The sequence below is a fragment of the uncultured Agrococcus sp. genome (genome assembly GCF_945915485.1).
Lineage (GTDB): Bacteria > Actinomycetota > Actinomycetes > Actinomycetales > Microbacteriaceae > Agrococcus.
In genome coordinates, this window is record NZ_CAMEFJ010000019.1 from 21982 (window position 1) to 35574 (window position 13593).

The window sequence follows — 13593 nt, forward strand, 5'->3', positions numbered from 1 at the left end:
GCATTGGAGTTGAAACGTGCGGGGTAGAAGCGTATGCTCTGATCGTCCGGGCCCGTGGCGCAGTTGGTAGCGCGTCTCGTTCGCAACGAGAAGGTCGGGAGTTCGATTCTCCCCGGGTCCACCACTGTGATGAGTCGGGTCATGTGCGACATCGGCAATGGACTGCATATCCACCCGCGAGCGAAGAGATGCTGGCGACTCACTCACCGCCGCAGCGGCAAGTTCGATTGCACTCCGTGAGCTACCAGCCGTGAAGAACTGTGCTCAGGTCCCTTCCAGGTACCGCAGGACTGCTGCGACTCGCCGGTCGGATTCATGGTCGGGCGGGAGGTCGAGTTTGTCGAAGATGGAACGGATGTGTTTGTGCACGGCGTTGCCTGTCACGCAGAGACGTTCTGCGATCGCAGAGTTCCCCAGTCCTTCGGCCATCACGGCCAGCACATCGCGCTCCCTGGGAGTCAGCGTTTTCAGTCGGTCAGCTCCCTGTTGGCGAGCGAATAACTGGCTCACGACCTCCGGATCAATGACGGTGCCGCCGTCCACGACTCTGCTGAGCGCAGAGACGAACGCTGATACACGACCTACTCGTTCCTTGAGCATATATCCGATTCCACGTGCCCCCGCTCCGAGCAGATCGGTGGCGAAGGCCTGCTCCACGTATGCGGAAAGGACCAGAACTGGCAGGTCAGGGATAGACCGGCGAGCGGCGACTGCGGCGCGGATCCCTTCATCGGTGTGCGTGGGAGGCATACGCACATCCAACACGGCCACATCAGGGTGATGTTCTTCGACCGCTGTGAGGAATAGCTCGCCGTCTTCCACCGCGGCTACTACCTCCATGCCCTCCGACCGTAGAATCAGGGCAAGCCCTTCTCGCAACAGAGCATCGTCCTCCGCGATTACAACCCGCACGGCAGTTCCACCTCGATCCTCGTTGGTCCGCCGACTGGACTCTGGATTTCGGTTCTCCCGTCGTGGGCCGCGACTCTTCGCGATATCCCGGCCAGCCCTGAGCCTGCATCCATCTTTGCGCCACCACGACCGTCATCGTCTACCACGACCAACAGGCTGCCTTGCGATCGTCGCACCGTCAGCGTGGCTCGATAAGCACCGCTGTGCTTGGAAATATTGGTCAGTGCTTCAGCAGCAGCGAAGTAGGCAGTCGACTCGACACTGGCTGGGCACCGTACAGGCACGTCGACGTCCACTGAGCACTCGACTGCGCAGCTGCTGGCTAGGGCGTTCAGCGCTCCGGCAAGGCCCCGATCTTCGAGAATCGGGGGAAGGATGCCGCGAACTACTGACCGCAGCTCGGCAAGAGCCTGTTCGGCTGCAGCGTGTGCTTGCTCCATCATGGCTTCGGCAGAGTCGCTATCCCTGCGTAGAGCCTCCTGAGCGGCTCCGGTCAGCATCGCCACGCCCACAAGACGGTTCTGTGCACCATCGTGAAGCGCACGTTCTATGCGCCGTAGCTCCACCGCATGTGCGTCCAATGCGGCAGCTCGCGTAGTCGTCAGTTGAGCGATCCGTGCGGTGAGGTCTACATCTGGATGCGCTGTGAGTAGTCTCAATCCCGGTGCCGCAGTGGCCTGGACAATTGCCGGGTTCAAGAATAAGAACACCGCCAGCCACACCACCCCTAATGCAACTGAGAATGCTGCTCCCGACCAGTCATTGACCCGAATCAGGCCATTGAGCGTTGTCGCTTCGTCGGCAGGCAGCAGGTGCCACCACAGCGGAAAAGAGATTTCCCGGAGGACATTGATGCCAGCTTGGAAGCCGAAGAAGCTCGCTATCAACCCCCAGGTGGCATGCACAGGCAACCACATAAGATCACGTTGGGTGGTTTGATCGGTTCGCACGACTTCGAGACAGTCTCTCAATCGCTGCGGCAATTGCTCATACGGTGATATGACTTCGTAACCCTGATTGGTCAGCCTTGAGCGTTCCAGATCGGCTACGGCGCGTAACAACACCAGCCACGGACGGATCAAGAGTATTCCGACTCCCACGAGACTTGATATGGCGACCGCAATACCAAGGACAAACGTTATGAGAGCCAGTAAACCAGTGCCCATGCCCCAGGTCAGTTGACCGAAGGCTCTCATCGCCCACTTCAACCGCCGAATTGCTTTGCTGCGGCCCGCTGTTGGCTGATCAGCCATGGCTTCCCGCCATCATCATCACCTCGGGGAGAGTCTATGTGGCGGCGCTGACTACTGTCAGAGAAACATGCTCAGACGCGGGAAGAGGGTAGCTGGCTGTACCACGATCGGGCAGTTGAGGGGATGGGGTGGAGTTCCGATACTTCATAGTGTCGGAGTTGTAGTGGTCATACTCAACCCGACGGAGTACCTGTGCAAGAATCATCCGAGATACCTCCTCACCACGAGAACCCTGAGCAGAACGCTGAGAACACCCTCCGACTTGTCGTTCACCGTCTTCTGTGGATTCTGCTTGCAGTGGCGGCGGGGCTCAACGTTGTCCTGAATCTTCTTGGCCACAGCGCGGTCGCGATCGTCTTTGGCTTCGTCGCTATTGGCGTCGCCTTCATCATCTTCCTCCGGTTCCTAAGAAGAAAGCGCCGATTTCCTGAGGAAAAGGCGCCGATGAACTCACTCGCACCTTCAGACCATGGACATCGGCACGTCGAACGCGGACATCAGCACGTCCGTGCGGATGTGGCACTGCGACTCAACGACGTGACGAAGGTGTTCGAACGTGGCAATTCCCGAACGCGAGCACTAGACGCAGTGACATTGGACATTCCAGCAGGTCGGTTCACCTCGATCGTGGGCCCCTCGGGGTCAGGGAAGAGCACGCTACTGCATTGCGCCGCGGCAATGGATGCTCCCACAAGCGGCACCATACATATCGGTGACACAGAAGTATCGGGGCTTTCCGAGACGCGTCGTACCCTGCTTCGCCGCGAACGCATCGGCTTCGTCTTTCAGTCCTACAACCTTGTTGCTTCATTGACCGTTGCCCAGAACATCACCCTGCCAGCCAGGTTTTCAGGCAGACCTATCGACCAGGATCACCTCGCCCAGCTGATCGAACGTGTGGGGCTCACAGGGCATCTTCATCACCTGCCCTCTCAGCTTTCCGGTGGCCAACAGCAGCGGGCGGCCATCGTACGGGCACTGGCTAGCAAGCCCGATGTGGTGTTCGCCGACGAACCTACCGGAGCACTGGATCTCCGCACTGCGAGCCAGGTACTTGATGTGCTGCGAGAACTCGTCGATTCCCTCGGGCAAACCGTGGTGTTAGTTACCCACGACCCCTCAGCTGCTGCGCGGGCTCACAACGCTGTTGTTATGGCCAACGGCACGATTACCAACGTCATCAGCGAACCCTCTCCTGAAAAGGTCGCACATGAGCTCTTGAGGCAGGAAGCGCAATGAAAAGCATGCGCAGAATGCTTCCCCTCGCGTTGCGCATGGCCCGTCAGCGTATAGGTGCCATGCTCATGATCGCTTTCGCTGTTGGTGGGGGCGCCATCATGGTCTCCGCAACAGGGGTACTGATGCAATCTGGAATCGTCTCGAACGCTCCGGTGGGTGCTTTGGCGCAGACCGACGTCGTCGTCTCCGGAGCGCAACATTTCGTCCGGGAGCAAAATCTAGATATCGCCTTGCCCCACCGTTCTGGAGTGGATCCTGAGACTGAAGATCAGCTGCTCAATCGGCTCGACGTGGACGAAGCAGTCGGCCGCATCGGAATCAATGTAGTACCCGTCTCCCCCACTGGTGAGCTGCTACCGACATCGACTGCTCCGGCAGAAACTGGCGCCAACTGGAGTTTCGGCCTATTGGGCTCACCTGCGCTGCTCGGGCAAGAACCTATTCGGGAGAATCAGGTCGCGCTAAGCCAGGAACTGGCCACGGCCCTGGAGGTTAGTGTGGGTGACCAGCAGGACTTCATCGTCGCGGGCGAACCGGAGCAACTTGAAGTCACCGCCGTCCTCGAGGTGCCAGGTCAGAACGCATATTTCCCCGACCACGTTGCCTCTGATCTCTCTGGGGGATCCGAGTGGTTCGACTTTATTGGCATCACCGCAGCAGACGGAGTCGACAGTGATCAACTTGCAGCATCTCTTGAACAGGAGTTCATCGACTCGCCGTTGCAGATCTCCACTGGGGAGGCCCGAGGAGATGTGGCTCATATCGAGTCGGGGCCAGCACGCGGGCTGCTCATTGCGCTGACAGGGAGTCTCGGTGGGACATTGGTGATGACCGTGGGGTTTATCGTCTGCGCGGCCATCGCTGTCTCAGTCAACCAGCAGCGACGTGAAGTCGCTCTTCTTCGAACAACGGGGGCGACGTCCAGACAAGTGCGGTGGCTGGTGGCCACACAAGCGAGCTTCGCAACGGTTGCGGCTCTGCCAGCCGGTATCGCCGGGGGTTATCTGATCGTGGGGTTCCTCGCGAACTCGCTCGTCTCTGCCGGTATTATTCCGCCGACACTGCCGCTTTCCTTCGCTCCAGTGCCGGGGTTGGCAACTGCAGTATTGATGCTTGTTGCTGTGAATTTTGCTGCACGTTTCGCCGCGCTCCGGGTCTCGCGACTGAATCCAACCGAGGCGATTGCGGAATCCCGGATCGAACCCAAGAAGACCTCCAGCGTGAGGACGGTGATCGGTTCGACGCTGATTCTTCTGTGCCTGATCTCGGCCTTGGTTCCGTTGTTCACACGCTCTGAGGCTGCGTTCATCTCTTCTAGCTCGGTCGTCCTTCTGGGGTGCATAGGGCTGGCTATGGCAGGGCCCGCCTTCGTGCGAGGCTACACCGGTGCTCGCGCCTCACGGAGCAAGAACGGTGCCGTGACCCGCTGGTTGGCGGCCTACAACAGCCATTCTTATGCAGTCAGGACCTCCGGAGCGTTTGCGGTTCTGGCGCTGGCCATCGCACTCGGCCTCATGCAGCTTTTCGTTACGACCACCGAAGGTGCCGTACGCGAAGCAGACCTCCAGGAGGGTAATCGTGCCTCAGCAGTCGTGACGGCCGAAGCGGTGGGTGGACTTTCAGAGTCCCAGCGTGAAGATCTCTTGGGTACGGACGAGGTCACCGATGCAGTCGGCACTATATCCACCACTGCGCTGCGTACCTACGATTCCGACGGCAGGGAAAGCGCCGAGGAGCTTGCCGTTACCGCGTTCAGTCAAGACCCTACAGCGGTGGTCGACCTCGGAATCGTAGAGGGAGATATCGGGCTGCTCGATGCCGAATCGTTCGCTATGGAGGCTGAGCGTGCGCGGTTCCTGGGCATTTCAACCGGCGATCATGTCGAACTCATCACTGATGATGGAAGCCGGGTTTCCCCCAAACTCATAGCCACCTATGAACGAGTATTCGGATACGGACCCATTGTGACCAGCACCGAGCTGCTGGAAAGCCATACCGGCGATCGCATGTATGACGCCGTTCTCACCAACGGCAGCTCGACAGCGATCCAGCAATGGGCCGAGCCTCGCCCGGGTGTTGATGCCCATGGGAGCATGGCTCAGGGCAACGGGGGTGTCTCCGGTGAACGGTGGGTCAATCTGGCGCTGACCCTCGTTCTATTGGGCTACGTGGTGATGGCTGGCGGGAACACGTTGGTGGCCGCGACTGCACGACGTAAATCCGAATTCGGATTACTCAGACTTATCGGCGCAACTGGGAAGCAGGTGAAATCCATGATGCGTAAGGAAGTGCGTTTGATATGTGTGATGGCGACGACCGCGGGGCTCGCGTTGTCTTTACCTGCAGTCGTGCTGTTGGGCCAGGGCCTGCTCGGACGCCCGTGGCCGCAGGGTCCATTGTGGGCTATTCCAGTAATCGTCACGATCGTGTGCGCAATCGCCTACCTGGCCGTGATGACCCAGACTCGAAGGCTACTGCAGTCGGCCCCGATCGATTCGATGGTTCATGAGTAGCCCACCGCAGCCCGGTACGCGCTACGGTGCGGACGAGCTGGCGAGCATCTCGAAAAGCTACGACCGCACCCTGTTCGCCCGGCAGCCTCGGCTCGGCTCCGTACGGTTCATTACGCGCTTCGACCGGTTCGGCATACGCGAGCGGAGTCATACCCGAAAGACCGAGCTACTGCCGGTTGTGCACGGAAGACTGACCGATGGGCTGTCTTTCGTGAAATCCGCGCCTTTCGTGCATCGCGATGGCCGACGACAGAATCACCCGAGGCGTCTCGCGAACGCGGCGCGAACGTCGAACGCCATCTCGTCATCCTCGCGGGCATCCACTTCCGACAGCGAAGGCGCGACCGTGGGCGCGGCATCCGTGCGGCGTGCGGCCTTCTTCACCGGTGCTGAGTGCGAAGCACCGGTGGCGTGCGACGGATAGCTTGCGGAGGCTGCGATACGGGCGTCGAGCTCATCGACTCCCATGAGGTCGTTGAACGATTCCTGCGGACCCATCGCCCTACCCTGTTCGGAGACTTCGCGTCGAATGGCTTCCTGAATCCGCTCCGCCATGGTCGCCGCATATTCTTCGCGACTCTGCGCCGCTGAGCGCTGCGGCGGCACGTTCCCTGGCGTCCAGGACCGCGAGCGCATGTGCTCTTCGGTTTCCTCCCGTGCCGCAGAAGCCCGACTGGGCTGCTGCGCTGCCTTGGGCGCCTGCTCTGCCTTCGCCTCGACGGCACCGGTCTCTCGCAAGACGGTGTCGGTCTCGCGCCGAGCAGCGCTTGCGACGCGCGATACCCGACGCGACGAACGGTTCACCATGACCAGACCCGCGATCGCGACCAGCAGCAAGGCACCTGCCGCGACAGCCATCAGCCAGAGACCCGGCAGCAGGATGCCCGTAGCAAGCCCCGCAAGCGCTACCGCCGCCGTCAGCGTGCACGCCAATTTCGTTCGACGCAATCGCGCCATTCGAGTGGTGGAGCTTCGCACGACCACTTTGACCTCCCGCTCAATCTTCTTGATCTGCTCGTCGATCTCGCGCGCTTTCGCAACCGCGTCAGCGCGCGCACGAGCCTCCCGGAGCCGCACTTCCTTCTCCATGAGCTTGCGGGTCCGGGCAATGTCTTTTGCCCGCAGGTCGACCTCCAACGCCTTTCCGGCCTCGGTGGTTTCCGAGAGCGCACGCAAGGTGCGCTGCAGTCTCGCGGCTTCGATCTCTGCGGTGCTCAGTTCGCGGTGTTTCGCCCACACGGGCACCAAATACGCCAGCCAGACGATCGCGGCGAGCACGAAAACGGCGCTTGTGCCGATGCCCGCGGTGAAGTCCATGCTGAGCACGGTACTTCGCGAACCGCGCCTGGCTTGGAGGCGCACCGCCGCAAGTCGAAGATGAAGTTTTTTAATGTCGGTTGTCTGTGCTAGACGCCGGTTGCTGCGTGCCGATGGGAAGCTGATACACCCGCCGATCGAACTCGGGCACGCGCCCCGCGAGCCACCGTTGCAAAACAGGCTCTGCAAGTTCCTCTCTCACGAGCGCAAAGCACAGGTGATCTCTCCAATCGCCGTCGATGAAGATGAAGCGCTTCCTGAACCCCTCGTATCGGAAGCCGAGTTTCTCCACGACGCGCAGCGAAGCGAGGTTCTCCGGTCGGATGCACACTTCCATGCGATGCAGTCGACCGTCCGAGAGCGCGTAGTCGGTCACGAGCGCCGTCGCGGTCGGCGTTACCTGCTCGCCTGCGAAGCGTTCCGCAACCCAATAGCCGAGCATCCCGCCCTGAACAGCGCCCCAGGTGATGCCCGACACATTCAGCTGACCGGCGAATTCTCCGTCGACCTCGATCGCGAACGGCATACCGGTTCCCGCTCTTGCTCCCTCAAGCAGCCCTCGGATGGTCGCTTTCGCGTCGAAGGATGTGGGAGGGCGTGTTCCCGGCAGCTGTGCTTCCCACTGCTGCAACCATGCGCGGTTGCCGTTCAGCTCCCGCTCGAGTGCACGCGCATCCCGCATCCGGATCGGACGCACAACAACACGGCCGTGCGCCAACCGTGGGGCGAAATCGAACATGACTTGAGCCTACGCCCATAGGATTGCTGCATGACCGAGCATGCTGACCCCGTCGCCCAGAAACGAGAGCTGAGACAGAAAGTTCGCGACGGCCGAAGAACCCGCGGTGTCGACGGAGCACAAGCACTGGCTCCCGAAATCACGAAGCACTTGATCGAGGTAACGCAACAGCACGAGGCGACCACGGTCGCGACGTATCTTTCTACGCCAGAGGAACCGGATACTCGACCGTACCTCGACTGGGCCATGCAGAACGGCATCCGCGTCCTCCTCCCCATCAGCCGCATGGACGGGCTGATGGACTGGGCCGAGTACGACGAGACCGAGATAGAAGGCGAGTTCGGTATCCCGGAGCCGGGCGGTGACGTGTTGCCGCCGATCGCGATAGAGGAGGCCGATCTCATCATCTTGCCCGCCTCCGCCGTCGACCGCGAAGGGATGCGCATGGGCTGGGGGCGTGGATTCTTTGACAAGCTACTGGGGTCGATGGAACACTTACCACCGGCCTATGCCCTCGTTTACGACGAAGAATTCCTGACCACTGTCCCGAGTGAACCGCACGATCATCCCGTTGTAGGCGTCGTAACTCCCTCCGGCATCCATCGAATCGAGACGAATTAATGCCCATCTATGCGTACTCCTGTCGCGACTGCGGTCGCAGCTTCGACATCCGTCAGGAGTTCAGTGAAGCCAGCCTCACCGTCTGCGACGCATGCGGCGGCCGCCTGCGCAAACAGTTCGGCTCGATCGGCGTGACCTTCAACGGCCCCGGTTTCTACCGCACCGACTCAAGGTCATCGAGCGCTTCGAGCGTGAAGTCGGTGAAGAGCGAATCGTCGAGCAGCACCTCCGGCGGCGGCGACTCCTCGACATCGACGAAAACCGCTGCACCGGCAACTTCTACTTCCAAATCGACCGGATCCGAGTAATCTCGAACCCACAGAGAAAGGGATTGCAATGAAGGGCTTCAAAGCATTCATAATGCAGGGCAACGTGATCGACCTCGCGGTCGCCGTTGTTATCGGTGGAGCGTTCGGCGCCATCGTCGACGCGTTCGTCGAGGGCGTCATCGAGCCGTTGATCGCCATGCTCGGGGGGTTCGAAGACATCGAAGAGGTCACGGCAGGTCCGATCCTGATCGGCCAGGTGATCGCCGCGGTCATTCGCTTCATTCTCGTCGCTGCCGTTGTCTACTTCGTACTCGTGCTGCCGATCCAGAAGATGCGCGAGACGGCCGACCGCCGTCGCGGCATCGTGCCGGAGGAAGACCCGGAGACACCGGAGCAGATCCTGCAGGACATCCGCGAGCTGCTCAAGGCCCAACAGGGCGGCCGGGCCGGCTAACTACACCGCAGACGACGCCTTCGGCGGGACTATCAGCCCCAGTGGGGCGGCTTGTCCTGCCGGAGGCGTTCGTCGTTCTCACCGGCTTCCTCCCGCTGCTCCGCGGCGGGCTCACCGATGTACCCGGAAGTCGGTTCCGTCGTGACCCTGCGACCCCTGCGACGGATGCGAGGCTCGGCAGCGTCGCGTTGCTTCCCGTCCGCTGGGCGCCGGCCGCGACCGTTGTCTTCTTCGCGGTCAGTGCTCACTGCGCATCGACGCCGACCATCTCGGCGACACGCGCCGCGACGGCTTCCGGGTCGGTGAACAGTTCGAAAGCGTGGACTCGCATCGTGTGCCAGCCGAGCCGCCGAAGCATCTCCGGCTCGATACGCAGCTTGTGGCGTAACGAATCATCGCTCTGTTCGTGATCGCTGAGGACAGCGGCGCAGACTCCACCGTTCGCGACGACGAGCGGCAGTCCCCGATAGTTCAGCGTGACGTCCAGCCCGAAGACACGGAGTCGATCGGCGAGGTCCGTCATGAGCGGGTCGCTCTCGCCGGGTTCGATAGCGAGCTGGGGAGTCGCGACATCCAACAGGATCTCCCGCAACTGGGCAGCACCGTGCTCGACGCTGTCGGGATCGAGCTCGGCAGCGTCGAACGAGGCAACGATCGTGAGCGCACGCCTGGCGCGAGTCAGCGCGATCGCCAGCAACTGCTCTCCGCCCTCTTTGCCGAGCGGGCCGAAGTCGACGTTCTTGCTGTACTTGGAGCGTCCGTAGCCGACCGAGAAGATCACGCGGTCTCGCGAAAGCGCCATCGCGTGCGTCAAGTCGGCGATGACGAAGGGCTCATCCGTCTCGGTAGAGATGAAATCGGCGATCGACGGATTCTGCCCGAGCTGCTGCACGAGCGCCTGCTGCAGTCGTGCTTCGTGCCGCTCGTTACCCGTGACAACCATGAGCGACTCGTTCGGTCGCGTCCTCGCGTGCTGCGCGACTAGAGACAGTACCTTATCGATTTCGGCATCCGGGCTCTCGATCTCGGCAGCGCCGGGCTTCGGCAGCCCCCACGCGTCCTCGACCGTTTCGACCGAGACGGATGGATGCCCGAGATACGTCCCAGCCCACGGCAGCGACTCGATCGCGCCATCGTAGAAGCGTTCGTTGATGAGCCCGAGCAGGTCGTGCCCACCCGTGCGGAAGGTGCGCGACAGCTCGAGCGTCGGCAGCAGTTCCATGAGCCGGGATAGCGCCGACTCGTCGCCCAGTTCACCGGGCTCGGGCATCCCTGGATCCTTGCGCACGCCCATCGCGCTGATCCCGATTGCGAAGGCGCTGGGGGCCTGCGTGACCGCGTCGCCGATCGCGACAACCTGCGGCGCTCTGGCGATGGCGCCCGCGACCTCCGCGATCGTCACCGAGCCCGCATCGGCGATGATGACGCAGTCGAAAGGAACATCGTGCGAAACTTCGTGCACGTTGTACGGCGAGGCGAGCCACACGGGCGCTAGCGGACGCAGCAGGTGCGGCGCCGTCGCCGCAAGCGATGCAGAGTCGACCGAGCCCGACTTGATGATCGTGCGCAGCGCCTTCGCCTCGTCCGGCCAGTCGCGGATGCCGAGACGCCACTGCTCGGCGAGCTGCCAGGCGAGACGCCCGCTCGATGCCGCTGCGTGCGTTTCGTCGACGAGCGCGAAGTCGGTTTCGAGCCGGCTCAGCACCTGCGTATTACCGCGAAGCAGCGCACGCTGCGAACCGATCAGCGTCTCGAGCGCCGACTGCCACCACGCGAGTTCGAGTTCGCATTCGACCTGCTCCACCGGCACCTTGCGGTCGGCAAGATCGCGGAACAGCGGGTCGAGTTCGAGCTCCTCGAGCGACGCGATGAGCCGAGACCGCTCGCGGATATTCGTCAGTGCGTCCGAGTTCGCAGCGAGCGAGTCGATCCATTCACGCAGCGCATCGAGATCCATCGTGATCGCATCACGGTAGTCGCTCTTGAGCGCGTCACCGATACGCTCGAGTCTGCCCAGCACGCGCGCGTGCAGCTCTTCGAGAGCCCGCAAACCGCTCGGGATGGCCGGCACGGCTCCGTCGGGCGTCAGCGTGTTCCAGCGCTTCCGCTGCCGCTGCACACGCACGAGCGCGTTGTGCAGATCGGTTATGCGAGCTCCGGGGCGCACGTATTCGAGCGCGTGCTTCTTGAGGCGTCGACGCTGCATCCCGCCGAGTGCCGCGTTGGCGTCTCGGCGGGAACCCGTGGCAGTGACGAGCTCTCCGATGGGCCGGTCGTAGATCGACGGGTGGAACACCTCGAGGCTCTCACGGATCTCTATCAACAGATCGATCTGGTCGGTCAGCTGCTCGAACGTCTCGAACTGCTGAATCTTGGTCGCCCCGAGCACTTCCTCCGCCTGCTCGAGCAACTCGTCCAGTTCGCCGCCGGCGAGCGTTTGCGCGTCTTCGAACGCGAGATCGGCATCCCCGTCGCTGTCGAAGTTCGCGCCGTACCAGGGGGTGTCGCTCTTGCTGTACTGGAACTCTCCCAGTGAAGCCGCTTCCGCCATCGTCTGCGCTGCGTGCTGTCGCTTGTCGGCAAGCTGAGCGATGCTCTCGCGTGACAGGCGCGCCTGCGTCTGCGGCGGCACGGGCAGCATGGCCAGCTTCGACAGCTCACTGAGGCAGTCGACGACCGATACCTGCAGTTCAGGGTCGACTCGACGGAGCGCTGCACGGTAATCCCCGAGCACCTTGCGGAGCCGCACGAGCGCATCGTCGATATCGGCGACGTCCGGCTCCTTGGCTTTCTCGCTGCGTCCGATCGACGAGATGAGATCCCGCCGCAGGTTCGACTCCGAAACGGCGAGACCCGGTAGCCCCGCCTCCGAGAGACGATCCACGATCGCGGCCGTCGTGGCGCGACGCGGACTCACAACGAGAACGCGTCGGTCATCCCCCACCAGGGCACCGATCAGGTTCACGATCGTCTGCGTGGAGCCGGTGCCGGGGCGCGCATTCACCGTGACAGAGTTACCGGCAAGTGCTTCTGCAACGACCTTCTCAAGTTCACTGTCAGCATCGAGCACGAGCCGATCCGTCTCCGGCGACCGCTCGTCCTGGGGCACGAAATCCGGCTCGGCGCGCAGCTGTCGCAACCTCGACGTCGCGATCTCCTCGCCGGCGACGGCATCCAGAACCGGATGCGACTCGATTGCCAGGTCATTCGACATCGCCGTCGCGACGTCTGCGAAAATCGACACGAGCACACGCGGCTCGACCGAGAATCCTGGCACGTGCACGGCGTATTCGCGGAGCCGGTCGAGCACCGGGTTCGGCGAGAACGCTCCCCGATCGTCAGCGAGCGATACGAGTTCCTGCTCATCCAACTCGATACCGTGGTCGTCACGAAGCACTCGGGCGAGCTCAGGGTTCACGTACGCGCGCCCCCGCAACTGCAGCTCGAAGTCGCGGCCCCTGCGGCGAATCACAAGTGGACGGAGCAACACGGGCGCATCGATGTCGTGCGGCTCTCCCGGCACCTGCGCGATACCGACCGCGAGGTGCACCGCGTCGATCGAACGCGCGGCGGCGAGTTCGACACCCTTCGACAGGATGGCCGCAGCTGCCCCGCGGGCCGCCCGCAGCGCCAGGTCGTCGCGAATCAGGTTCGACAGCAGCGTCGGCTTGCCGATGATGAACTGGGCAAGACCGCCAGGGTGCGTGGTGGAGAGTTCAATGCGCGTTGCCGTCGTGTCGACGAAGCGCAGCAATGACGAACGCCCGCCGATCGTGGCGATCTCGTGGCGCCACGTGTTCCAGCCTGTTCGCACGCGGCGCGGGAGTGCGTCGGCGGCTTCCTCGGCCGGTTCGGCAGAAGACTCGGCCGACTGGGCACTTTCGGCATGAGATTCGATCGGTTCGGCCGCTGACTCGGTGTCTCCTTGTGCGCCTTCGCTCGTTTCCTGTCCTTCGGCGCTCTCTTGGACCTCGTCCGCTTCCGCGACGGTGTCGGTCGATGCCTGGTCATCGACGCTCTGCTCCGCGGCCGTCACTTCGGTCTCGTCGGTTGCAGTTGCCTCGCGATCGTCACCCTCGAAACGGGGGTCGCGTGGCTGGTCGTTGTCGATGTGCACGCGCCCAGGGTATACGCGCGTGCTAGCAAAGGTCGCATGACTGGCGGATGATCGGCAAAAACACTGTACGGGCGTCGACGTTCGGAGCGGGCTTTGGGTCGCTATTCTGCACGAATTCCGACCCAAACCCCGCGGCGAAGAGCTGTGGGGCCGCGCGTG

At 62.4% G+C, this 13593-nt stretch carries 11 protein-coding genes, 1 tRNA gene and 1 pseudogene; 6 read left to right on the forward strand and 7 right to left on the reverse strand.

The genetic code is table 11. From position 1 onward, the window contains the following. Positions 1-48 precede the first annotated feature (48 nt). Positions 49-124, forward strand: a tRNA-Ala gene (locus Q0O95_RS05350). 140 nt (positions 125-264) lie between these two features. On the opposite strand, the gene Q0O95_RS05355 is transcribed toward Q0O95_RS05350, so the two are convergent. After that, positions 265-912 carry a response regulator transcription factor gene (locus Q0O95_RS05355; RefSeq protein ID WP_293696138.1) on the reverse strand — a complete coding sequence of 216 codons (648 nt, stop codon included), beginning with the start codon at positions 910-912 and terminating at the stop codon, positions 265-267. Continuing rightward, the gene (locus tag Q0O95_RS05360) at positions 900-2165 is read right to left on the reverse strand and encodes a sensor domain-containing protein (RefSeq protein WP_293696140.1); all 1266 of its coding nucleotides are present in this window, start codon (positions 2163-2165) and stop codon (positions 900-902) included. Before Q0O95_RS05360 ends, Q0O95_RS05355 begins: the two co-directional genes overlap by 13 nt. A 192-nt stretch (positions 2166-2357) precedes the next feature. Here Q0O95_RS05360 and Q0O95_RS05365 point away from each other — a divergent pair, with 192 nt between their 5' ends. Then, positions 2358-3404, forward strand: a complete 1047-nt coding sequence (locus tag Q0O95_RS05365) for an ABC transporter ATP-binding protein (protein ID WP_293696142.1) — start codon at positions 2358-2360, stop codon at positions 3402-3404. Further along, complete coding sequence (locus Q0O95_RS05370; RefSeq protein WP_293696144.1) at positions 3401-5917, forward strand: ABC transporter permease; 2517 nt, start codon at positions 3401-3403, stop codon at positions 5915-5917. The genes Q0O95_RS05365 and Q0O95_RS05370 overlap by 4 nt, the downstream gene beginning before the upstream one ends. Positions 5918-6172: 255 nt before the next feature. On the opposite strand, the gene Q0O95_RS05375 is transcribed toward Q0O95_RS05370, so the two are convergent. Both Q0O95_RS05375 and Q0O95_RS05380 read right to left on the reverse strand, forming a co-directional pair. Next, on the reverse strand, positions 6173-7234 hold the full coding sequence (locus Q0O95_RS05375) for a hypothetical protein (protein WP_293696146.1): 1062 nt from the start codon (positions 7232-7234) through the stop codon (positions 6173-6175). Between the two features lie 70 nt (positions 7235-7304). Then, the gene (locus Q0O95_RS05380; protein ID WP_293696147.1) at positions 7305-7973 is read right to left on the reverse strand and encodes a GNAT family protein; all 669 of its coding nucleotides are present in this window, start codon (positions 7971-7973) and stop codon (positions 7305-7307) included. Between the two features lie 30 nt (positions 7974-8003). Here Q0O95_RS05380 and Q0O95_RS05385 point away from each other — a divergent pair, with 30 nt between their 5' ends. Further along, positions 8004-8594, forward strand: coding sequence for a 5-formyltetrahydrofolate cyclo-ligase (locus Q0O95_RS05385; RefSeq protein WP_293696149.1), 591 nt, complete (start codon positions 8004-8006; stop codon positions 8592-8594). Next, positions 8594-8734, forward strand: a pseudogene (locus Q0O95_RS14085) (FmdB family zinc ribbon protein); the annotation flags it as partial. The gene Q0O95_RS05385 and the pseudogene Q0O95_RS14085, both read left to right, overlap by 1 nt. 14 nt (positions 8735-8748) lie before the next feature. On the opposite strand, the gene Q0O95_RS14090 reads toward Q0O95_RS14085, so the two are convergent. Further along, positions 8749-8883 carry a hypothetical protein gene (locus Q0O95_RS14090; protein ID WP_366516447.1) on the reverse strand — a complete coding sequence of 45 codons (135 nt, stop codon included), beginning with the start codon at positions 8881-8883 and terminating at the stop codon, positions 8749-8751. A gap of 47 nt (positions 8884-8930) precedes the next feature. Here Q0O95_RS14090 and mscL point away from each other — a divergent pair, with 47 nt between their 5' ends. Beyond that, a complete protein-coding gene (mscL, locus tag Q0O95_RS05395) occupies positions 8931-9317 on the forward strand; it encodes a large conductance mechanosensitive channel protein MscL (protein ID WP_293696153.1) in 387 nt (128 codons plus the stop codon). 32 nt (positions 9318-9349) lie between these two features. On the opposite strand, the gene Q0O95_RS05400 is transcribed toward mscL, so the two are convergent. After that, positions 9350-9565 carry a hypothetical protein gene (locus Q0O95_RS05400; RefSeq protein WP_293696155.1) on the reverse strand — a complete coding sequence of 72 codons (216 nt, stop codon included), beginning with the start codon at positions 9563-9565 and terminating at the stop codon, positions 9350-9352. After that, positions 9562-13434 carry an AAA family ATPase gene (locus Q0O95_RS05405; protein WP_293696157.1) on the reverse strand — a complete coding sequence of 1291 codons (3873 nt, stop codon included), beginning with the start codon at positions 13432-13434 and terminating at the stop codon, positions 9562-9564. The genes Q0O95_RS05400 and Q0O95_RS05405 overlap by 4 nt, the downstream gene beginning before the upstream one ends. Between the last annotated feature and the right edge of the window lie 159 nt (positions 13435-13593).